The 20606-nt window shown below is 57.6% G+C and carries 21 protein-coding genes and 1 riboswitch; of the genes, 10 read left to right on the top strand and 11 right to left on the bottom strand.

Annotated elements, in window-relative coordinates; translation table 11 throughout:
• Window positions 1-4: 4 nt before the first annotated feature.
• Window positions 5-703 (bottom strand): RraA family protein, encoded by a 699-nt coding sequence (locus tag MKleb_RS26075; RefSeq protein ID WP_047722841.1) that lies wholly within the window; start codon window positions 701-703, stop codon window positions 5-7.
• Window positions 704-713: 10 nt separating this feature from the next.
• Window positions 714-1667, bottom strand: coding sequence for a hydroxyacid dehydrogenase (locus MKleb_RS26070; protein WP_217076361.1), 954 nt, complete (start codon window positions 1665-1667; stop codon window positions 714-716).
• A 332-nt stretch (window positions 1668-1999) separates the two neighbouring features.
• Between MKleb_RS26070 and MKleb_RS26065 the strand changes: the two genes are divergently transcribed.
• Entirely contained in the window at window positions 2000-2332 is a 333-nt protein-coding gene (locus MKleb_RS26065; RefSeq protein WP_025106834.1) for a LysR family transcriptional regulator, read from the top strand.
• Here MKleb_RS26065 and MKleb_RS26060 read toward each other — a convergent pair.
• On the bottom strand, window positions 2298-3311 hold the full coding sequence (locus MKleb_RS26060; protein WP_004855147.1) for a magnesium transporter: 1014 nt from the start codon (window positions 3309-3311) through the stop codon (window positions 2298-2300). The genes MKleb_RS26065 and MKleb_RS26060 overlap by 35 nt on opposite strands.
• Window positions 3312-3367: 56 nt before the next feature.
• A riboswitch (M-box (ykoK) riboswitch) is annotated at window positions 3368-3551 on the bottom strand.
• A 253-nt stretch (window positions 3552-3804) separates the two neighbouring features.
• On the opposite strand from MKleb_RS26060, the gene MKleb_RS26055 reads away from it, so the two are divergent.
• Entirely contained in the window at window positions 3805-4362 is a 558-nt protein-coding gene (locus tag MKleb_RS26055; protein ID WP_025106835.1) for a YagU family protein, read from the top strand.
• A gap of 50 nt (window positions 4363-4412) precedes the next feature.
• On the opposite strand, the gene nikR is transcribed toward MKleb_RS26055, so the two are convergent.
• The 7 genes from nikR to MKleb_RS26020 all read right to left on the bottom strand — a co-directional run bounded on the left by nikR (window position 4413) and on the right by MKleb_RS26020 (window position 10915).
• On the bottom strand, window positions 4413-4829 hold the full coding sequence (gene nikR / locus MKleb_RS26050) for a nickel-responsive transcriptional regulator NikR (RefSeq protein WP_025106836.1): 417 nt from the start codon (window positions 4827-4829) through the stop codon (window positions 4413-4415).
• Window positions 4830-4834: 5 nt separating this feature from the next.
• A complete protein-coding gene (nikE, locus tag MKleb_RS26045; RefSeq protein WP_025106837.1) occupies window positions 4835-5605 on the bottom strand; it encodes a nickel import ATP-binding protein NikE in 771 nt (256 codons plus the stop codon).
• On the bottom strand, window positions 5605-6366 hold the full coding sequence (gene nikD / locus MKleb_RS26040; RefSeq protein WP_014227131.1) for a nickel import ATP-binding protein NikD: 762 nt from the start codon (window positions 6364-6366) through the stop codon (window positions 5605-5607). Before nikD ends, nikE begins: the two co-directional genes overlap by 1 nt.
• Window positions 6366-7199 (bottom strand): nickel ABC transporter permease subunit NikC, encoded by an 834-nt coding sequence (nikC, locus tag MKleb_RS26035; protein WP_004855132.1) that lies wholly within the window; start codon window positions 7197-7199, stop codon window positions 6366-6368. Before nikC ends, nikD begins: the two co-directional genes overlap by 1 nt.
• The gene (gene nikB / locus MKleb_RS26030) at window positions 7196-8140 is read right to left on the bottom strand and encodes a nickel ABC transporter permease subunit NikB (protein WP_025106838.1); all 945 of its coding nucleotides are present in this window, start codon (window positions 8138-8140) and stop codon (window positions 7196-7198) included. The genes nikC and nikB overlap by 4 nt, the downstream gene beginning before the upstream one ends.
• Window positions 8140-9708 (bottom strand): nickel ABC transporter substrate-binding protein, encoded by a 1569-nt coding sequence (nikA, locus tag MKleb_RS26025; RefSeq protein ID WP_025106839.1) that lies wholly within the window; start codon window positions 9706-9708, stop codon window positions 8140-8142. Before nikA ends, nikB begins: the two co-directional genes overlap by 1 nt.
• Before the next feature lie 346 nt (window positions 9709-10054).
• Window positions 10055-10915, bottom strand: a complete 861-nt coding sequence (locus tag MKleb_RS26020) for a LysR family transcriptional regulator (RefSeq protein WP_014227126.1) — start codon at window positions 10913-10915, stop codon at window positions 10055-10057.
• Between the two features lie 97 nt (window positions 10916-11012).
• Here MKleb_RS26020 and MKleb_RS26015 point away from each other — a divergent pair, with 97 nt between their 5' ends.
• The 8 genes from MKleb_RS26015 (at window position 11013) to arnF (ending at window position 19297) form a co-directional block, all read left to right on the top strand.
• Window positions 11013-11519, top strand: coding sequence for a phenolic acid decarboxylase (locus MKleb_RS26015; RefSeq protein WP_025106840.1), 507 nt, complete (start codon window positions 11013-11015; stop codon window positions 11517-11519).
• Between the two features lie 399 nt (window positions 11520-11918).
• A complete protein-coding gene (gene arnB, locus MKleb_RS26010; protein WP_004855110.1) occupies window positions 11919-13058 on the top strand; it encodes a UDP-4-amino-4-deoxy-L-arabinose aminotransferase in 1140 nt (379 codons plus the stop codon).
• A gap of 1 nt (window position 13059) precedes the next feature.
• The gene (arnC, locus tag MKleb_RS26005) at window positions 13060-14043 is read left to right on the top strand and encodes an undecaprenyl-phosphate 4-deoxy-4-formamido-L-arabinose transferase (RefSeq protein WP_004126208.1); all 984 of its coding nucleotides are present in this window, start codon (window positions 13060-13062) and stop codon (window positions 14041-14043) included.
• Complete coding sequence (gene arnA / locus MKleb_RS26000; RefSeq protein WP_025106841.1) at window positions 14040-16025, top strand: bifunctional UDP-4-amino-4-deoxy-L-arabinose formyltransferase/UDP-glucuronic acid oxidase ArnA; 1986 nt, start codon at window positions 14040-14042, stop codon at window positions 16023-16025. Before arnC ends, arnA begins: the two co-directional genes overlap by 4 nt.
• On the top strand, window positions 16022-16924 hold the full coding sequence (gene arnD / locus MKleb_RS25995) for a 4-deoxy-4-formamido-L-arabinose-phosphoundecaprenol deformylase (RefSeq protein WP_014227123.1): 903 nt from the start codon (window positions 16022-16024) through the stop codon (window positions 16922-16924). The genes arnA and arnD overlap by 4 nt, the downstream gene beginning before the upstream one ends.
• Window positions 16924-18579, top strand: coding sequence for a lipid IV(A) 4-amino-4-deoxy-L-arabinosyltransferase (arnT, locus tag MKleb_RS25990; RefSeq protein WP_217076360.1), 1656 nt, complete (start codon window positions 16924-16926; stop codon window positions 18577-18579). Before arnD ends, arnT begins: the two co-directional genes overlap by 1 nt.
• A complete protein-coding gene (gene arnE / locus MKleb_RS25985) occupies window positions 18576-18914 on the top strand; it encodes a 4-amino-4-deoxy-L-arabinose-phosphoundecaprenol flippase subunit ArnE (protein WP_014227121.1) in 339 nt (112 codons plus the stop codon). The genes arnT and arnE overlap by 4 nt, the downstream gene beginning before the upstream one ends.
• Entirely contained in the window at window positions 18914-19297 is a 384-nt protein-coding gene (arnF, locus tag MKleb_RS25980; protein ID WP_004855095.1) for a 4-amino-4-deoxy-L-arabinose-phosphoundecaprenol flippase subunit ArnF, read from the top strand. Before arnE ends, arnF begins: the two co-directional genes overlap by 1 nt.
• On the opposite strand, the gene MKleb_RS25975 is transcribed toward arnF, so the two are convergent.
• Complete coding sequence (locus tag MKleb_RS25975) at window positions 19294-20343, bottom strand: AI-2E family transporter (protein WP_009654337.1); 1050 nt, start codon at window positions 20341-20343, stop codon at window positions 19294-19296. The genes arnF and MKleb_RS25975 overlap by 4 nt on opposite strands.
• Between the last annotated feature and the right edge of the window lie 263 nt (window positions 20344-20606).

The following is a 20606-nucleotide window of genomic DNA, read 5'->3' as shown; positions in this document are numbered from 1 at the left end:
CAAATTAACGATACATGTCGTCGATAAACTCAACGCCGGTCTCATCCAGTGATTTTTTGACCCAAAGGCGATTCGCGGTGCCGTTTTTGGCGGCCTCTACTTTGCTGGCATCGAATTTTGCATACTCTTTGGCTTTATTCAGTACGGCTTCTGCGTCGCCGAGGGGAATAACAATCACGCCATCCGCATCGCCGACGATCAGGTCGCCCGGACAAACCGCGACGCCGCCAACGGCGATCGGCGTGTTCACCTCCCCTGGACCTTGTTTAAACGGGCCTGCGGGGTTAGAGCCGGTAGCGAACAGCGGAAAATCGAGAACCGACAGCGCATCGATATCGCGGATAGGCCCGTCCAGCACGATACCGGCGATTTTTTTCATGCAGTGGGCATAGGCCACCATGATTTCGCCCATTAATGCCCGCGAACGGTCGCCTTCGTTGGAGACCACAATCACATCGTTCTCACCCGCCATATCCAGCGCGGCGTGCAGCATCAGGTTATCGCCCGCGCGGACTTTCACGGTGATGGCGAACCCCGCCATAATCGGCTTTTTCGGCGAAGAGATACGTTTAATGCCGTTACCCAGAACGGCAATACGGTTCATGGTGTCAGCAATATTCGCCGCCGGGAGCTGTTCAAATTCTTTAAGAAGATCGACGCTGCAGGTCGGACGCTTTAAAAAAATACGGTTACCAATAGTCATTTTTTTCTCCTTAAAAACCCGGGACCGGCCAGGACGGTTTCTTACCGGATAAGACTTCATCAATGCCAATCGCGGAATGGAGCGAGGCTCTGTCGGTCGCTTCAATGGTGGCGGCGCCAATATGCGGGGCAATCACGATATTGCTTAGCGAGAAAATCGGGTCGTTGGCATCAAACGGCTCTTTCTTTAAAACATCCACGCCCGCCCCGGCGATAGCGTGGGTGCTCAAGGCGTGATACAGCGCTTTTTCATCAAACAGCTTTCCGCGTGCGGTATTAATGAAATAGGCGGTAGGCTTCATCATGGAAAACTGTTTCTCTCCGACAAAATCGGTGGTTTCCGCCGTCGTCGGACAGTGCAGAGAAACGAAGTCGCTCTCTTTGAAAATACGGTCAAAATCGTTGGTAAGCTCTACGCCTTCGGGGATCTGCTGCTGGGTTTTATACGGGTCATAGGCGATAACTTTCATATTAAAGCCATGCAGCGCTTTGATTGCCACGCGTGAACCGATATTCCCGACGCCAATTAAACCCAGCGTTTTTCCATCCAGCTCCACTTTTGGCGTGCGCAGTTTTGCCCAGTAATAATCTTCAAGCATCTTTTCCTGTACCAGCTTGAAATTACGCGAGCAGTGCAGCATATAAAATATGGCCAGTTCGGCAACGGACATGCTGTTAGCAATTGGCGCATTTAATACGACGACGCCGTGACGTTTAGCCGACGCCAGATCGACCGTATCGTAACCGGCACCGTGACGCGCAACGACTTTCAGCTTTTTAGCCGCTTCAAATACGCGGTCGGACATTTTTGAAAGGCGGACGATAATACCGTCGCAATCGACGATGTCGCGAATGATATCTTCTTCTTCCATCCCTGAGCCGTTAATCAGTTGATAACCGCGGCTTTCCAGATATTCTCTCCCTTCTGCCATGATTTCCTGCGGGAGTAAAATTTTGTACGTCATTTAACTATCTCCAGTGTTGATCACGTGGAGGTAATTGCATGGCGTGTGCCATACATTCATGCAAGATGGATGTTTTTTGTAATGCTTTGATATTTATGTGTATTTTGTTTTTGTGGTCAACGAGTTGTGGTGATGTTCTTCACATACCTGAACGCCGAAGTGAGGCCGGTTATTTAATTATGAAATGGCTGAAATGCATGATTAAATGTGCGAATGGTGAGCTTCACACTTTATTTTATTTATATGCGGAGAGCATTTTCTTGTAGCGATTGACATTGCCCGGTGGACAACTTAAAACGTAAGCCAAAGGTTAATCTGGAGAGGTTTCGGCAATGAATAAATCACAGGTGGAGATATTCATGCTTATGGTTCGGGAGGGGAGTATTCATTTTGTATCGCAGCGGCTGAGTATTGCGCCTTCGTTGATAACAACCAGCGTATGTGCGCTTGAAAATGAACTGGGTTTCAACCTGATTAAGCGCGGCAGGAATATCAGAAAAGTTATCTTAACGGAAAAAGGACACGCTTTTTATCGGCTTGCTCCAGAGTTACTGAGATTGCTTAATGCGATTGCGGATATTCGGGCGGGAATAAAACAGCCCGGCAAGTCCTTCCCGCCGGGCAAAATAATCAGTTCAGCCCCAGGAAATACTGGGCAATTTTGAAGTAGATAATCAGTCCGGTACCGTCGATAAGGGTGGCGATAAACGGCGCTGAAACTACAGCCGGGTCGATGCCGACGCGTTTGAGCGTCAGGGGGATCACCGAAGACACCACCGCGCTCCACAGGGTAATGCATACCAGCGTCAGGCTGACAATCAGGGTGATCTCCATGCCGATGCCCATCATCCAGGCGCGCAGGCAGCCCGCCAGGCCGAGCGTAATGGCAATCAGCAGTGAGGTTGAGACCTCTTTACGGATTACGCGCCCCATATCGCGCAGCCGCACCTCGCCGAGCGCCATGGAACGCACGAGGGTGGAGGTGATCTGCGTTCCGCTATTGCCGCCGGTACCAATCAACAGCGGAATGAAAAAGGCCAGCGCAATCGCCGACTCCAGCGCTTCCTCAAAATGCTGTAACACGCTGCTGGTATAGGCTTCGGCGACAAAGAGCAGCAGCAGCCATACCGAACGTTTTTTCCACAGCGCCCACGGGCTGGTTTCCAGGTAGGGCTTTTCCAGCGGCAGCGTCGCGCCCTGACGCTGAGCATCCTCGGTCACGTCATCTTCCAGCAGATGCGCGATCTCTTTTTCCATCAGGCAGCCGACCAGCTCGCCCTTTTCGACCACCGGCACGAGGTCGAGCCCGCGCTCGGCCAGCTCGGCGACCACCTGCGGCCGCGGGTCGTCAGGCCTGACGCGAAACAGGCAGCTATCCATTAAATAACGAATGGACTGGGCGGTATCGCTCTCCTGCAGCAGCTTTTTAATCGATAAACTGCCGCGCAGTTTTTTCCCGGCGACGACAAAAACCTGGCCGGGGATCTCATCGCTGGCCAGCTGAGAAACGAACAGCTCACGCGCTTCATGAACGCTGAAATGTTCCGGCAGGGTAATGAAATCGGTACGCATGTACTGGGCGATCGCGTCGCCGTCGAACGCTGCGGTAGCCTGATGTGCGGCGCACAGTTGAATGGAAGACATGGTGTAATTCCCTATAAAAAATCACTCATAGGGGCGAACAAGACAGGATGAGCACAGGCAGATCCCTACGTCCTGGTTTTAGCACTGCACAACGTATCTGCCCGGCATGAACGCCGTCAGAAGTTACCTTGGCAACACCTTGATTCGATGGAAGCCTGTATTTCCCTGAGTGGTCTCTCTCGATACCAACAGGGCGGTAACTTATGTTTATGCAGGAGCCTCGCCATAACGAGATCGTTAAATGAGGCCTGATTATTCGCGAAGAGAGATGATTAACCAAGCATATAATTCATGTGGTTTATTAATTGTTGAGAAAAGGCGAAAGTTTATTGCGATCAGGGCGATACGGGGATTTTCCCCTCTTAGGGTGAACAAAATTTTTTCAAACTATACTTAGCAATGGATGCGTTATAAATGCTATTTCCCGCGAGATTGTTGGTTGAAAAAACTGAGGTGACCCATCGTATAAGCGATATTTAAGAGGAACGCTGTTATGTTGAAAAACAGGATTAATCTTCAGGTTATTATCTGGACGACGCTCATTGGAGGGTTCATCAGCTCTCTGGTGAAGTCGGGAACGGAAGCTAATATGCCGCCCCGCGTGGCGGGCGAGATATCGCCCCCGGCGGCGCATATCGACGCCTGGCTCGGCTGGCTTGGCATTAATTCACACTCGCTGGACTACGTTTATCAGGGGGTGACAATCCCCGGCGCCGTCATGCTTTACCACTGGCTGTTCAGCTTTGCTTTTGCCTTTCTCTATGTCTTCATTTCCGCATACTGGCCGAAAATCCGGCTTTGGTACGGCGCGGCCTATGGTCTGATTATTACTCTCGTTATGCACGGCTTCCTCATTCCCGCGCTGGGCTTCAGGCATCCCGCCTATTTAAACGGGGAAACCGGGTGGCTGTGGAACCTGAATGGCTACGAGCTGTGGAGCGAAACCCTCGGACATATTTGCTGGTCGTTTTCGATTGAAATCAGCATGATTGCCGTTCTTGCCCTGCTGGCAAAACCGATACGAGGCGCATGGGCCAACGAGTCGCCATAATGGCGTTAGTCCCGATCGCGCGTTAAAGAGTCATTTATCGCATCCCACAGCTATGAGTGGGGTGACTCCTTCTCCGTTGGCAAACACTGCAAATGGCCGTGGCGCACGCCGCGCTGGGCGATAACGTCATCGGCAAAATGCTGAACGTCGCCCATATCGCCTTTCAGCACGGCGATTTCCAGACAGTCGTCATGGTTGATATGTACGTGGAGGGTGGCGACGGAGAGGTCGTGGTGGTGATGCTGGGTGGAAACTAAACGGCTGGCTAAATCGCGCTTCTCATGTTCATAAACATAGGAGAGTACCGCGAAGCCCTGGGTGCCGTGCTCCTGAGCGCTTTCCTGGGCCAGCGCGCCGCGCAGAATATCGCGGATGGCTTCGGAGCGATTATGATAGCCGCGGCGCTGGCTCAGGCTATCCAGCGTGTCGAGTAAATCGTCATCAAGAGTAATCGTGATACGTTGCATCTGTTTTAAACCTTATTACGGCGCACGGGAAAGGCGGGAAGTACCGCATTTTGTAACACGCGACCGGCGTGGGAAGAAAACGTTAATTTGTCGCCCACTACCTGCGTCTCAACGATTTGCCCCTCATCCATCACCATCACCCGCTGGCAAAAACGCTCCACCAGACGTAAGTCGTGGGTGATAAACAGACAGGCGGTGCCAAACTGTCGCTGAAGCTTTTTGAGCAGACCAATGACGCCCGCCTGGAGCACCAGGTCGAGGTTAGACACCGCCTCATCAAGGATCAGCAGCTGCGGCTCAACCGACAGCGCGCGCGCCAGGCAGACGCGCTGCAGCTGTCCGCCGCTCAGCTGCGGGGGGCGCTTATCGAGCACGCTAACATCGAGATCCACCGCCCTGAGCATGTCGCTTGCCCGGGCCAGCTGTTCCGCTTTCGTCAATGACAGCAGATGTCGCATGGGTTCACGCAAAATCTCGCGTACCGTTTTACGCGGATTCACCGCGCTGATGGCGTCCTGAAACACCATCTGAATATCCCGACGGAACGCCTTTTGCTTAGCGTGATTGAGCCGGGAGAGCGGTTCTCCCCGCCAGCAGACGCTGCCCTGAGTGGGGGATTCCAGGCCAACGAGCAGGCGCGCCAGGGTGCTTTTCCCGCAGCCGCTGCGTCCCAGCAGGGCAACGGTTTCACCGCTTTTCAGCGCCAAAGAGACCTCTTTTAGCACCGTTGAATCGGTATATTGATGGGTTATCGCGGATACGCTCAGTAATGTCATCAGGCCAGCTCCAGTCCGTAGAGGGCGAGATGCGCCGCCACCAGGCTGCGGGTGATGCTGTGCTGCGGAGCGTTGAACAGGCTTTCTACATCCCCCTGTTCCACAATGCAGCCGCTATCCATCACCGCCACATCGTCCGCCAGCCGCGCCACGACGCCCATATCGTGAGTGACCAGCAGCATCCCGGGCCCGCGGTTTTGCATAACACCTGCCAGCAGATCGAGAATGCGCGCCTGGGCCACGGCGTCCAGGTCGGTGGTGGGTTCATCGGCAATGATAAACGGCGCCTCGCACAGCAGCGCCATGGCAATCATCATCCGCTGCAGCATGCCGCCGCTCATCTCGAACGGATAAAGCTTCAGGACGCGCTGCGCCTCCTCCAGCCCAACGGCTTCCAGTACCGCCGTAAGCGTGGCGTCGTCTGCGGGTTTACCCAATGCCCGGCAGGTTTCCCGCGCGTGGGTCGCCATGGTGTGCAGCGGATTAAAGGCGCTGCGCGGGTTCTGCATAATGGTGGCGATTTTGCTGCCGCGCAGCTCGCCGGGGGAGACCGGCTGGCCGTCGGCGAGGATCATCCCCGCCGTTTGCCGTACGCCGGGAGGCAAAATGCCCAGCGCCGCCGCGCAGGTTAGCGATTTTCCGCTGCCGCTGCCGCCAACCAGCGCCAGCACGCGCCCGCGTTTGAGCGTCAATGATACGCCGTGCACCAGCGGACGCTCGGCCTGTAAGACGATGTTTTGCAGTGTAATTTGTTGCGGCATTAGTGGGCGTGCTCCGCGATCAGATGAGGATCCAGGCGATCGCGCAGCGCGTCGCCCACCATGTTGAAGGCCATGACGGTGATAAACAGCGCCAGTCCTGGCCAGAACATTTGCAGCGGCTGGGTCCAGATATACTGGCGGGCGTCGTTAATCATCACCCCCCACTCGGCGGTTGGCGCGGTGACGCCGAGGCCGAGAAACGACATCCCGGCGACGTGCAGCATCATATGCCCGATATCCAGGGTCGCCAGCACCAGCAGCGACGGAATGACCGCGCCGGCCAGATGGTCGACGAATACCCGCACGTGTCCCGCGCCGGAAAGCCGCGCGGCGAGCACAAATTCGCGCTGGCGCAGGGAGATTGTCAGGCTGCGCACCATCCGCGCATACCACGCCCAGTGCGACAGGGCGATGGCGATAATCACGTTGGTCAGCCCGGTTCCCAGTACCCCCACCATAAAGAAAGAGAGGATTGAGGTCGGGAAGGTCATAAACAGATCCGCGACGCGCATGGTGGCCTGATCGACGCGGCCGCCGATAAGCCCGGCGCAGCCCCCGACGAGGAGTCCCAGCGCCAGCACCAGCAGCAGGCAGGCCATCACCGAGCCGAGCGATACGCGGGTCGCCGCCAGCAGACGCGAGAAGATATCGCGCCCCAGATGATCGGTACCGAGCCAGTGCTGGCTGCCGGGCGGCAGCAGGCGCGAAGGCAAATCGATCGCCTGCGGATCGTACGGCAGCCACCACTGGCTGGTGAGCGCAACGACCGCCAGCAGGGCGATGATAAGCAAAGAAATGCGGACGGACCCGCGTGAAGAGAGGAAAAAGTTCACGAGCGCGCTCCTTCATGGCGGCGAATGCGCGGGTCCAGCGCGGCGTTCAGCAGATCAACCATCAGGTTACAGACCACAAAAACGATCACCATCATCAGGGTGAAACACTGAATCACCGGATAATCGCGATTAAAAATCGCCGAGACGGCGTAGCGGCCCACGCCGGGCCAGGCAAAGATATTCTCGATAATCATCGTGCCGCCAATCAGCTCGCCGATATGCATCCCCACGGCGGTAATCATCGGCAGCGAGGCGTTGCGCAGAATATGGCGGCGCTCGGTTTGCCTGTCGTTCAGGCCGCGCAGCCTGGCCCAGGTTACGTGACGCTGCCCGGAGACTTCCAGCATGCTGGCGCGCAGCAGGCGGGCGTTGATCGCCAGCGACATAAAGGCGATCGACACCGCCGGCAGAATGATGTGCTGCCAGCCGCCATAGCCCATCGCCGGCAGCCATTGCAGATAAACCGAAAAGAACATCACCAGCAGGAAAGCCAGCCAGAAGTTGGGCATCGACACGCCGAGAAAAGCGATGATCCGCACAATAAAATCCGGCAGGCGGTCGCGGTGCCGCGCCGCCCAGATGCCCAGCGGCACGGAGGTGAGGAGGATCAGTACCAGCGCGGCGCTGGCCAGCTGCAGCGTGGCGGGCAGAAAGCTCAGCATGTCATCCAGCACCGGACGCTGGGTGGCGAACGAAACGCCAAAATCCAGATGCAGCGCCTGCCACAGCCAGCTGCCGTACTGGACGATAAGCGGCCGCTCCAGCCCCAGCATCGCGCGGGTTGAGGCCACCATCTCCGGCGTCGGCGGCAGGTTTGACAGGCGCAAATAGTCCAGCGCCGGGTCACCGGTACCCAGGCGCAGCATTAAAAAAATAATCACCGAGGCGGCGAAGATCATCGGTATCAGCAGCGCGACCCGCCGCAGCGCGTAACGTAACATCAGGGTTTCACCGGCTTAATCTGTTCAAACGGAATTTCAGACGCGATCGGCGCGTAGGGAATCGCCCCCAGCTCCGGTCTGGCGACCACCATCATCGAGACGTAGCTGATGGGCAGATAGACCGCATCGTTGTGCAGTCGGGTCAGCAGGTCTTTGTACAGCGCCTGACGCCGCGTTTCATCTGTGGTTTTCAGCACCTCGCCGATTTCTTTATCAATAATCGGTTTGTCGGCTAATCCCTGCTGCGCCTGAAAATCGGCGTGCGACGGTACGCGCATCGAACTCATAAAGGCGTGCGGATCGTAGGGTGCGCCCCAGGTACGGTTGAAAATCATGCCGAAGCGACCATCGCGCTGGCGGGCATAAATACTGCTCTCTTCCTCGCCAACCAGCGACACGTCCACGCCAACCTGGCGCATATCGGCCTGAATGATTTCCGCCATCGATTTGCTTAGCGCGTCGGTACCGATAAACGACAGCTCAACCCGCAGCGGCAGGCCGTTTTTCTCGCGAATATCCTTACCCGCAGGCAGGACCCAGCCCGCGTTTTCCAGCAGCGCCTTCGCCTGCTGCGGATCGTACCGGCGCGGCGTCAGGCCAATATCGGCATAGGGCACGGTGGGGGCGAACAGCGTATCGGCCACCTGCTGAGTGCCGTACAGGGCGTTATCAATCAGCGATTTTTTATTCACCGCAAAGTTCAGCGCTTCGCGCACCGCTAGTTCGTTGGTGGGGGCTTTGGCGGAGTTCAGCGCCAGCATCACCGTCTCTATCGGGCGGGAAAGCTGGGTACGGTAGGCCGGGTTGTGGCTGAAGCGGTCGAAGGTGTCGAGCGGCAGCAGCCCTTCGTTGCCGTAGAGCAGGTCAATATCGCCGGTTTCAAAGGCCACCGCGCGGGTCGTCGGGTCCGGGATCACCTTGACGGTAATTTTTTCAATCTGCGGCTTTTCGCCCCAGTAGCGCTCGTTACGCACCAGCACGTCGTACTGATTGAGTTTTGATTCCTTCAGCACCCACGGACCGGTGCCAATCGGCGCTTTAATGCCGTGCAGGGTCTCATTGTCTTTGAACTGCGACGGGGCGATAAAGCGGAAAGGGCGCGGCAGCGCCAGCTCCTGTAAGAACGGGTAATAGGCGCTTTTCAGGGTGATTTGCAGCTGGTTTTTGTCGAGCGCGTTGACCTCGACGATCTGATTGACCAGCTCCAGCCAGGCGTGGCGCTGGCGGTTATCGAGCACCACGCGGAAGTTCTCCGCGGCGGCATGGGCGTCAAACGCTTCGCCGTTGGAAAATGTCACGTCATCGCGCAGGGTGAAGGTCCAGACTTTGCCGTCCGCCGAGTGGGTCCAGCTTTTTGCCAGCCAGGGTTTTACCGAGCCATCCGCCTGATACTTTACCAGCGGCTCATAGACCATGCTCTGGGCGTACATCTGGTTGGGCGTATAGAGGTGCGGGTTGAGCGGCCCCACGTTGACCGGCCAGGCGGTGGTGATTTCATTGGACGCGGCGCAGGCCAGCAACGGGGCGCAGGCGAATAGCGCCAGCAGGGTGGTGCGGATAATAGACAAGGCTTTTTCTCAGCGACAGGAAAGTATGACGATTTTAATGATTCATCATACTTTCGGCGTAAGCTGGATCAATATCGGGCCTGAAAGTATAAGAAAACGGTATATCTCTTTTGGCTGTATGAGTTTACGAACCCGCCTGCAGCCCGGCTAAACGCAGCGCAAGCCGGGAAGCATCAGCTTCGGCACATTTCCCGGAGGCGATGCTGCGCATCTGTCCGGGCTACCAGACCACAGACGGCGGGGACCCTGTAGCCCGGGCAAGGCGCGATAAGCGCCGCCCCCGGGAGCAGACCGCAGTGAATCTGTAGCCCGGCTAAGCGCAGCGCGAGCCGGGTAAACAAGCCCATCAGGGCGCTCTGAACAGATCCAGCAGCGTGGCGACCTGCTCATCAATAGGTGTTAAATCACGCTTAACGATCAGGTGCAGCGGCGTTGCCCGCCGCGCGCCGTGTCCCAGCGGCAGCGCCTTCAGCACCCCTTGTTGAAGCTGTGGGCCAATGCGCTCTTCCGGCAGCCAGCCAAACCCGACCTGATACAGCACCGCATCGATGGCGGCATCAATAGTGGAAAACGTCCATGCATCGCGGGAAGATTGCGGGTCGTTGCTGCGGTCGGCGATGCGCACCAGCGGCCAGGGGGCCAGCGCGCTGTCGTCCAGCGGCCCCGCCAGCGCGGAGAGTGGATGATCGCGATGGGCGACGGCGACAAAATCAATGTTCATCAGCCATTCGCCGCGGCCGGTAATATCCTGACGGCGGGTCAGCACCATCACGTCCGCCTCGGTGCGGGCCGGATGCTCTTCCTCAACGTTTTCCAGCACTTCGGTCAACCTGACCTGAGTTTGCGGGTAACGCTGTTGAAACTGGCGCAGAATGGCGAACAGCCGCTGGCGTGGGAAAATGCTGTCGACCACCAGATCCAGCCGGGTCCGGGCGCCGTCTCGCAGGGTGGCGGCATGGGTTTCGACATAAGAGAAGGCCTGCAGCAGCGGCTTAACCTGGCCGAGCAGCAGCTCGCCTGCCGGGGTCAGCACCGCGCGACGGCCCGATGGCGTCAGCAGCGTGACGCCCAGCCGCTCCTGCAACAGCGCGAGATTATAGCTCACCGACGACTGGCTGCGGTGGGTCTCGTCCGCCGCCTTCGCGAAGCTACCCAGCTCGACAACTTTCTCCAGCAGCGCCCATTGTTCCAGCGTAGTCTTGTGCATAATCCATCTAAAAAGTGAATGAGTTTAATCCAAACATAGCGTTATTCATCCATTTTTTAAAGCAGTATGCTTGTTCTCAACAAACAGAGGAGAACAGATTATGAGCACATTCGACAAACATGACCTGAGCGGTTTTATCGGCAAACATCTGGTTTATACCTACGATAATGGCTGGAACTACGAAATTTACGTTAAAAACGGCACCACCCTGGATTATCGTATTCACAGCGGTATCGTCGCGAATCGTTGGGTGAAAGATCAGCAGGCTTATATCGTTCGCGTCGGCGAAAGCATCTACAAAATTTCCTGGACCGAACCGACCGGTACCGACGTGAGCCTGATCGTTAACCTCGGCGACAAACTGTTTCACGGCACCATCTTTTTCCCGCGCTGGGTAATGAATAACCCGGAGAAAACCGTCTGCTTCCAGAACGATCATATTCCGCTGATGGTCTCTTATCGTGAAGCCGGTCCGGCTTATCCGACAGAAGTGATTGATGAGTTTGCCACCATCACTTTTGTGCGCGATTGCGGTGCGGATAATGACGAAGTGATTAATTGCCCGGCTAACGAATTACCTGACAACTTTCCTGCCAACCTGTAATCATTTTGAAATAGTTTCGTGATTCGACTGGATTTTATATATTTGCTGAACGATGTTTAAAGATAGCTTATTGGAATCTGGTTGAGCATCCGTTTACTTTTCGCCAATGCGTTCCCGCTATTTCTCCGTCCGGCGGGAACGCTATAGCGCCTTTTTCTGCGATAAATTCCACTCTATCTCAATGATTTTTAACAAAATCATCATGCATATCTAATTAATGTTAATTTCTTAATATTATCCTAAGCAAATCTGACTAAATTTAATAACATCTGAATACAAAATAATGAAATGCGCCATCGGGCTGATTTCGCTTTCATTTTCATTTTGTTTAGGTCAGCAGGTGCAGGATATTTCTTATCGACCCGGTTTTTCGCGGGTCATTCACAGAACAGGAACATGATGAGCGATTTTTTGCCGTTTTCGCGCCCGTCGATGGGCGACGCAGAGCTGGCTGCGCTGCGTGAAGTTTTGCAATCGGGCTGGATCACCACTGGACCGAAAAATCAGGCGCTGGAAGAGGCGTTCTGCACGTTAACCGGCAACCGTCACGCCATCGCCGTCAGTTCGGCGACCGGCGGCATGCACGTCACGCTGATGGGGCTGGGTATCGGTGCGGGCGATGAAGTGATCACCCCTTCCCAGACCTGGGTCTCCACGCTGAACATGATCTGCCTGCTCGGCGCGACCCCGGTGATGATCGATGTCGATCCCGATAACCTGATGATTACCCCCGAAGCGGTTGAAGCGGCAATCACCCCGCGAACCAAAGCCATTATCCCTGTGCACTATGCTGGCGCACCGGCGGATATTGACGCCATTCGCGCGATTGGCGAGCGTCACGCTATTCCGGTGATTGAAGATGCCGCCCACGCGGCGGGGACGTACTACAAAGGCCGCCACGTCGGGTGGCGCGGTACCGCCATTTTCTCATTCCATGCGATCAAGAATATGACCTGCGCCGAAGGCGGGCTGGTGGTGACCGACGATGACGAACTGGCCGCGCGCATTCGCAGCCTGAAGTTCCACGGCCTCGGCGTTGACGCTTATGACCGCCAGACCCTGGGCCGCGCCCCGCAGGCGGAGGTGATTTCGCCGGGCTTTAAATACAATCTCGCGGATATCAACGCCGCGCTGGCGCTGGTGCAGCTGGATAAGCTCGCCCACGCCAATCAGCGCCGCGCCGCCATTGCGCAACGCTATCTGCGAGAGCTGGCGGATACGCCCTTCAGGCCGCTGGTGGCGCCGTCGTGGGAGCATCAGCACGCCTGGCACCTGTTTATTATCCGCGTTGACGAAGCCGCCTGCGGCATCAGCCGCGATGCGCTGATGGAAAGACTGAAGGCCATGGGCATTGGCACCGGCCTGCACTTCCGCGCGGCCCATACGCAAAAGTATTACCGCGAGCGTTTCCCTGAAGTTTCATTACCGCATACGGAATGGAACAGCGCGCGCATTTGTTCCATTCCGTTGTTCCCGGATATGACCGATGACGATGTCACTCGGGTCATTTCCGCACTGCACCAGCTGTCAGGACGTTGATATGTTTAGCTATCCTCCCGTGAAAAAGGTCTCGGTCGTTATTCCTGTGTATAACGAACAGGAGAGCCTGCCGGAGCTTATCCGCCGCACCGACACCGCCTGCGCGACGCTCGGACGGCAATATGAAATTCTGCTGGTCGACGACGGCAGCAGCGATGACTCGGCGCGAATGCTCACCGAAGCCGCCGAGGCCGAAGGCAGCCACGTGGTGGCGGTCCTGTTGAACCGCAACTATGGCCAGCACTCGGCGATTATGGCGGGCTTCAGCCACGTTACCGGCGACCTGATCATTACCCTTGATGCCGACCTGCAAAACCCGCCGGAAGAGATCCCGCGCCTGGTCGAGAAGGCCGACGAGGGCTACGACGTGGTCGGTACCGTGCGCCAGAACCGCCAGGACACCTTCTTCCGTAAAAGCGCCTCGAAGATGATCAACCGCCTGATCCAGCGCACCACCGGTAAAGCGATGGGCGACTATGGCTGCATGCTGCGCGCCTATCGCCGCCATATCATCGACGCGATGCTCAACTGCCATGAGCGCAGTACGTTTATCCCGATTCTGGCGAATACTTTTGCCCGCCGGGCGGTTGAGATCCCGGTGATGCACGCCGAGCGCGAATTCGGCGATTCCAAATACAGCTTTATGCGCCTGATTAACCTGATGTACGACCTGGTGACCTGCCTGACCACCACGCCGCTGCGCCTGCTGAGCCTGTTCGGCAGCGTCATCGCTCTGCTGGGCTTCGCCTTCGGCCTGATGCTGGTGGTGCTGCGTCTGGTGTTTGGTCCCCAGTGGGCGGCGGAAGGGGTGTTCATGCTGTTCGCGGTGCTGTTCATGTTTATCGGCGCCCAGTTCGTCGGGATGGGCCTGCTCGGGGAGTATATCGGCCGCATCTATAACGATGTCCGCGCCCGCCCCCGCTACTTTATTCAACGTGTTGTTCGCCAGCCGGAAACGGCATCTCAAGAGGAAGATCGTTCATGAAAGCCGTAGTCTTCGCTTATCACGATATGGGTTGTGCAGGTATTCAGTCTCTGCTGGATGCCGGTTATGACATCGCCGCTATTTTTACCCATCCGGATAACCCTGGCGAAAACCATTTTTTTGGCTCCGTGGCGCGTATTGCCGCTGAGCAAGGCATCCCGGTATGGGCGCCGGAAGATGTGAATCATCCGCTGTGGATCGAACGTATCCGTGAGATTAAACCGGACGTGCTGTTCTCGTTCTACTACCGCAACCTGCTGTGCGATGACGTTTTGAATATTGCGCCGCAGGGGGCTTTTAACCTGCATGGTTCACTGCTGCCAAAATACCGCGGCCGCGCGCCGCTGAACTGGGTGCTGGTGAACGGCGAAAGCGAAACCGGCGTGACGCTGCACCGTATGGTTAACCGCGCCGATGCCGGCAATATCGTGGCGCAGAAAAGCGTCGCGATCGGCGCGGATGACGCGGCGCTGGCGCTGCACCGTAAGCTCTGTTCCGCGGCGTCGGAACTTTTGGCTCAGGCGCTGCCCGCCATCCGCGACGGCAAAACCGAAGAGCGCGCCCAGGATGAAAGCCTGGCGACTTACGTCGGTCGCCGTACGCCGGAAGACGGTCGCCTCGACTGGGAACGCTCGGCCCAGACGCTGCACAACCTCGTCCGTGCGGTCTCCGATCCGTGGCCGGGCGCGTTCGGCTACGCCGGCGCGAACAAGTTTATCGTCTGGAAATCCCGCGTGCGCCACGATCTGGCCGCCGCCAAAGCGGGGACGGTGATCTCCGTTGCGCCGCTGGTGGTCGCCTGCCAGGAAGGGGCGTTAGAAATCGTTACCGGGCAGACCGAGCGCGGCGTTTATATGCAGGGTACGCAGCTGGCGCAGGCGCTTGGCCTGGTTGCCGGCGCGGTGCTGAGCAGCAAACCGGTGGTGGCGATTAAGCGCCGTACCCGCGTGCTGATCCTCGGGGTGAACGGCTTTATCGGCAACCACCTGACCGAGCGTCTGCTGCAGGACGACAACTACGAGATTTACGGCCTGGACATTGGCTCCGACGCTATCAGCCGCTTCCTCGACAACCCGCGCTTCCACTTCGTTGAAGGCGATATCAGCATCCACTCCGAGTGGATCGAGTACCACATTAAGAAGTGCGACGTGGTCCTGCCGCTGGTGGCGATTGCCACGCCAATCGAATATACCCGCAACCCGCTGCGCGTGTTTGAGCTGGATTTCGAAGAGAACCTGAAGATTATCCGCGACTGCGTGAAATACGATAAGCGCATCATCTTCCCGTCGACCTCGGAAGTGTACGGCATGTGCACCGACAATAACTTCGATGAAGATACCTCCAATCTGGTGGTCGGGCCGATTAACAAACAGCGCTGGATCTACTCGGTCTCCAAGCAGCTGCTGGACCGCGTGATCTGGGCCTACGGCGATAAGAACGGCCTGAAGTTTACCCTGTTCCGTCCGTTTAACTGGATGGGGCCGCGCCTCGATAACCTCAACGCCGCGCGCATCGGTAGCTCTCGCGCCATCACCCAGCTGATCCTGAACCTGGTTGAAGGTTCGCCGATCAAGCTGATTGAGGGCGGTAAGCAGAAACGCTGTTTTACCGATATCAGCGACGGTATCGAAGCGCTGTTCCGCATCATTGAGAACAAAGACGGCCGCTGCGACGGGCAGATCATCAACATCGGCAACCCGGATAACGAAGCGAGTATCAAAGAGCTGGCGGAAATGCTGCTGGCCTGCTTTGAACGCCATCCGCTGCGCGACCGCTTCCCGCCGTTTGCCGGGTTCCGCGAAGTGGAAAGCAGCGATTACTACGGTAAAGGCTACCAGGACGTCGAACATCGTAAGCCGAGCATTCGCAACGCGAAGCGCTGCCTGAACTGGGTGCCAACGGTGGAAATGGAAGAGACCGTGGAACACACCCTGGACTTCTTCCTGCGCACGGTTGAGCTGACGGACAGCGGAAAATCATGAAACAGGTCGGCTTACGCATAGATGTCGATACCTTTCGCGGCACGCGGGACGGGGTCCCGCGGCTGCTGGCTCTGCTGAGCCAGCACGGGATTCAGGCAAGCTTCTTTTTCAGCGTCGGGCCGGACAACATGGGGCGCCATATCTGGCGCCTGATAAAACCGAAGTTTCTGTGGAAGATGCTGCGCTCAAAGGCCGCGTCGCTGTACGGCTGGGATATCCTGCTGGCCGGTACCGCCTGGCCAGGGCGCAGGATCGGCGCCGGGAATGAGGACGTTATCCGCGCCGCCGCGCAGGAGCATGAAGTCGGCCTGCACGCCTGGGATCACTATAGCTGGCAGGCGTGGAGCGGCGTCTGGCCGCAGGAAAGGCTGACGCTGGAGGTTGAACGCGGGCTGCTGGAGCTGGAGCGGATTATCGGTCGCCCGGTAACCTGTTCCGCCGTTGCCGGCTGGCGTGCCGATCAGCGGGTGATCAAAGCCAAAGAGGCTTTCGATTTCCTTTATAACAGCGACTGCCGGGGGACCGGGCCTTTTCTGCCGCAGCTGGGGAACGGCGCGCCGGGAACCGTGCAGATCCCGGTAACCTTACCGACCTGGGATGAAGTGGTGGGCAACGCGGTGGATAGTGCGGGCTTCAACCGCTATCTGCTGGACTGCATCCATCGCGACGCGGGGACGCCGGTCTATACCATCCATGCCGAAGTGGAAGGCATCGCCTTCGCGGAGCAGTTTGATGAACTGCTGACCATGGCCGCACAGGAAGAGATCCGGTTTTGCCCGCTAAGCCAGCTGCTGCCCGCCGATTTTAGCGTGCTGCCGCGAGGTAAAGTGGTTCGTGGTGAACTGGCCGGCCGGGAAGGCTGGCTTGGACGTGAACAATTACTCAATTCGGGTGTTTGATGAAAAGCATTCGCTACGGCGCCTCTCTGGTCGCCCTTTTTGTCCTCTACTATTTACTGCCGCTTAACTTCCGCCTGCTCTGGCAGCCTGATGAAACCCGCTACGCGGAGATCAGCCGCGAAATGCTGGCGACCGGCGACTGGGTGGTGCCGCATTTCCTCGGGCTGCGTTACTTTGAAAAGCCCATTGCCGGCTACTGGATCAACAGCATCGGCCAGTGGCTATTCGGCCACAATAATTTTGCCGTCCGCTTTGGGGTGGTGTTTTCCATTACCGTCACCGCTCTGCTGGTCGCCTGGCTGGCATGGCGTCTTTTCCGCGATAAACGCGTCGCGATCCTGTCACCGGCGATCTTCCTGACCGCGCTGCTGGTCTACGGTATCGGCACCTACGCGGTGCTCGACCCGATGATCACCATGTGGATGGCGCTGGCGATGTGCAGCTTCTGGGGCGCGGCGCAGGCCCAAAGCCGCGGCGGCAAAATTCTCGGCTATGTTTTACTCGGCGTGGCCTGCGGGATGGGGGTGATGACCAAAGGCTTCCTCGCGCTGGCGGTGCCGGTGGTCGGGGTACTACCGTGGGTGATTGCGCGTAAGCGCTGGCGCGAAGTGTTGACTTACGGCTGGCTGGCGGTGGGCGTCTGCGCGCTGGTGGTGCTGCCGTGGGGTCTTGCCATCGCCAAACGCGAGCCGGACTTCTGGCGCTACTTCTTCTGGGTGGAGCATATCCAGCGTTTCGCGGAAAAAGATGCCCAGCATAAAGCGCCGTTCTGGTACTACATTCCGTTCCTGATTGCCGGCAGCCTGCCGTGGCTGGCGCTGCTGCCGGGTGCGCTCAAGCGCGGCTGGACCGAACGCGATGAGTCACGCGGTGCGCTCTATTTGCTCGGATGGGTGGCGATGCCGTTCCTGTTCTTCAGCATTGCTAAGGGTAAACTCCCAACCTATATCCTGCCCTGTTTTGCTCCCCTGTCGATTCTGATGGCGCGCTACGCGCTGGACGCGGCGAAGGCGGGGGCGAAGGTGCTGAAAATTAACGGCGCGATCAACCTGGCCTTTGGCCTGATTGGCCTGGTCGCCGTGCTGGTGGTTTCGCCGTGGGGCATTATGCACAAGCCGGTATGGAGCCATATTGAACTCTATAAGTGCCTGCTGGCGGCGCTGATATTTGGCTGCTGGGCGCTGATGGGCTGGCTGGCGATGAAGGACAACGGCCGCCGCTGGACCCTCGCCGCCTGCTGCCCGCTCGGGCTGGCGCTGCTGGTGGGCTTCGCTATCCCGGATCGGGTGATCGACAGCAAGCAGCCGCAGTTCCTGGTGGATATCGTCAGCGAATCGCTGACCCCGAGCCGCTACGTGTTGACCAATAACGTCGGTATCGCCGGCGGGCTGTCGTGGGAGCTCAAGCGCAGCGATATCATTCTGTTCGACAAGCAGGGCGAGCTGAAGTACGGTCTCTCCTGGCCGGACGCGCAGCACCAGTTTGTCGATCAAGCCCATTTTGCTGACTGGCTAGCGAGGCACCGCCAACAGGGCCCCGTCTCGCTGGTTCTGCTGATGGATAAAGGAGAAAGTATGGCTGATTTAGCGCTACCGAAACCGGATAGCTCCTACGAGCTTGGGCGCGTGGTGTATATCCAGTATCTGCCGCAATGAGCGTCTGGATCTGTCTGGTTTTCGCCAGCCTGCTGAGCTGCGCCGGACAGCTGTGCCAGAAACAGGCGACCCGCCCGTCCAAATCCGGGCGGCGCGGGTACCATATCCTTGGCTGGCTGGGGCTCGCGCTGCTCTCTCTCGGCTGCAGCATGCTGCTGTGGCTTAGCGTGCTGCAGTCGATCCCGGTCAGCATCGCCTATCCCATGCTGAGCCTGAACTTCGTCTGGGTGACGCTGGCGGCGTGGGGGATCTGGCGCGAGCCGGTCGCGCGTCGCCACTGGCTTGGCGTGGGACTCATCGTCGTTGGGATCGTTATTCTCGGGAGCCGTATCTGATGGGCTTAATCTGGGCGTTGTTCAGCGTCGGCCTGGCGAGCGGCGCGCAGCTGCTGCTGCGCAGCGCGATGGTCGAGCTCCCGCCGCTGACGGAGATATTCACCTTCCTCAACCATCTGCTGCATCTGCGGGCGGGCACGTTTGGCCTGGCGTTCGGGCTTATGGGTTACCTGCTGTCGATGGTCTGCTGGTACTTCGCCCTCCATCAACTGCCGCTGGCGAAAGCCTACGCGCTGCTGAGCCTGAGCTACATCCTGGTATGGGCCGCCGCCATCTGGCTCCCCGGCTGGCATGAACCTTTCCACTGGCAATCGCTGCTGGGCGTGCTGCTGATTGTCGCCGGGGTGCTGACGATCTTCTGGCCGGTGAAGCGGCAGGGCTAGCCCGGTAGCCTGCTTTTGGGGCGCCCGGGCCCGAGCAGGATGGCTAACTTACTGCCGCCCCTGGTGGTCTCCATCCATATTTTACACACGCTGGTTAACGGTACCGACAGCAGCATTCCCACCGGTCCAAGCAGCCATCCCCAGACCAGCAACGAGAGGAAAACCACCAGCGTAGACATGCCCAGCCGATGGCCCATCATGCGGGGTTCGAGAATATTGCCGATAATCATGTGCACGACTAAAAAGAGTGCGCCGACCAGCAGGCATTCATAATATCCGTTAAAAAGTAACGCCTGGATCATCGGCGGGACGGCGGAAATCACCGAGCCAATGTTAGGCACATAGTTCAGCAGAAAAGCCAGCACGCCCCACATCAGCGCAAACTGCACCCCCATTAGCATCAGCCCTAACCAGATAATCACCCCGGTCCACAGGCTAAGCAGCGTTTTCAGCGCCAGATAATGCGAAACGCCTTTTAACGCCCGATGAAGACCGGCGATGTGGATTTGCGGGTTGTTGAGGGCAAAACGGAGTTTATAGGGCACATGCCGGACTTCAAAAAGCATAAATACCACCGTCATAACCAGCAGAACGACGCTGGCCATGGCGCCGGACAGCCCGGTCATCAGGGTGGTCGTGAACGTCATCAGCTTGTCGGAGTCTATGCGTTGCAGCATACGCTCCGGGGACATATGAATATGCAAAAAGGGCAGCGCCTCCTGCAGCCGCAGGACTTTTGCCGTCAGCTCTTTATTATATTTTGGCATCATGGCGACAAATTCGTTAACCGACGCGGCCAGTACGCCAATTAACGCGGTGAGCACGATCAGCATCACCACCACCACGATAGTAATGGCGACCGGGCGACGCACGCCGCGGCGAATAAACCAGGTGACCAGAGGGTTGAGGACAATGGCGAAGAACAGCGCCAGTAATAGCTGCACGATGATATCTGCCGCGGCGTGAATACCGGCGAGGATAACCACCAGTGACGCCAGTTTGAGCAGAATATGCATGCCCGTTTTATCGGGCTGAGGGGTTGTCATTCACTCTTCCTTTCTATGATTTTCATTAAGAGCCCACTCCATTAGGGCTATTTTACTTGCCATTTTGAACACGGGCAGTGCTCGACAAAATACGAAAGTATTTTGAACGCCCTTCAGGGCGGCCCGGAGGGCGAGCGTAGCGAGTCAATCCTCACGTACTCCGTGTACGCTCCGGTTTCTGTGCGCTGTCCGTGTTCAAACTGCCTGCGACAATAACGCCTGGTGGGATAGGCTCTAAGTGTAGCGGCTGGCTTGCTGCCAGG

The organism is Klebsiella sp. PL-2018 (assembly GCF_019048985.1).
In the GTDB taxonomy this organism is placed as follows: Bacteria; Pseudomonadota; Gammaproteobacteria; order Enterobacterales; family Enterobacteriaceae; genus Klebsiella; species Klebsiella michiganensis.
This window is presented reverse-complemented; position numbering and strand designations above follow the sequence as displayed.

Coding starts and splice junctions, on each gene's coding strand:
- MKleb_RS26075 (WP_047722841.1), bottom strand. CDS start 703: ATGACTATTGGTAACCGTATTTTTTTAAAGCGTCCGACCTGCAGCGTC.
- MKleb_RS26070 (WP_217076361.1), bottom strand. CDS start 1,667: ATGACGTACAAAATTTTACTCCCGCAGGAAATCATGGCAGAAGGGAGA.
- MKleb_RS26065 (WP_025106834.1), top strand. CDS start 2,000: ATGAATAAATCACAGGTGGAGATATTCATGCTTATGGTTCGGGAGGGG.
- MKleb_RS26060 (WP_004855147.1), bottom strand. CDS start 3,311: ATGTCTTCCATTCAACTGTGCGCCGCACATCAGGCTACCGCAGCGTTC.
- MKleb_RS26055 (WP_025106835.1), top strand. CDS start 3,805: ATGTTGAAAAACAGGATTAATCTTCAGGTTATTATCTGGACGACGCTC.
- nikR (WP_025106836.1), bottom strand. CDS start 4,829: ATGCAACGTATCACGATTACTCTTGATGACGATTTACTCGACACGCTG.
- nikE (WP_025106837.1), bottom strand. CDS start 5,605: ATGACATTACTGAGCGTATCCGCGATAACCCATCAATATACCGATTCA.
- nikD (WP_014227131.1), bottom strand. CDS start 6,366: ATGCCGCAACAAATTACACTGCAAAACATCGTCTTACAGGCCGAGCGT.
- nikB (WP_025106838.1), bottom strand. CDS start 8,140: ATGTTACGTTACGCGCTGCGGCGGGTCGCGCTGCTGATACCGATGATC.
- MKleb_RS26020 (WP_014227126.1), bottom strand. CDS start 10,915: ATGCACAAGACTACGCTGGAACAATGGGCGCTGCTGGAGAAAGTTGTC.
- arnB (WP_004855110.1), top strand. CDS start 11,919: ATGAGCGATTTTTTGCCGTTTTCGCGCCCGTCGATGGGCGACGCAGAG.
- arnC (WP_004126208.1), top strand. CDS start 13,060: ATGTTTAGCTATCCTCCCGTGAAAAAGGTCTCGGTCGTTATTCCTGTG.
- arnA (WP_025106841.1), top strand. CDS start 14,040: ATGAAAGCCGTAGTCTTCGCTTATCACGATATGGGTTGTGCAGGTATT.
- arnD (WP_014227123.1), top strand. CDS start 16,022: ATGAAACAGGTCGGCTTACGCATAGATGTCGATACCTTTCGCGGCACG.
- arnT (WP_217076360.1), top strand. CDS start 16,924: ATGAAAAGCATTCGCTACGGCGCCTCTCTGGTCGCCCTTTTTGTCCTC.
- arnE (WP_014227121.1), top strand. CDS start 18,576: ATGAGCGTCTGGATCTGTCTGGTTTTCGCCAGCCTGCTGAGCTGCGCC.
- arnF (WP_004855095.1), top strand. CDS start 18,914: ATGGGCTTAATCTGGGCGTTGTTCAGCGTCGGCCTGGCGAGCGGCGCG.
- MKleb_RS25975 (WP_009654337.1), bottom strand. CDS start 20,343: ATGACAACCCCTCAGCCCGATAAAACGGGCATGCATATTCTGCTCAAA.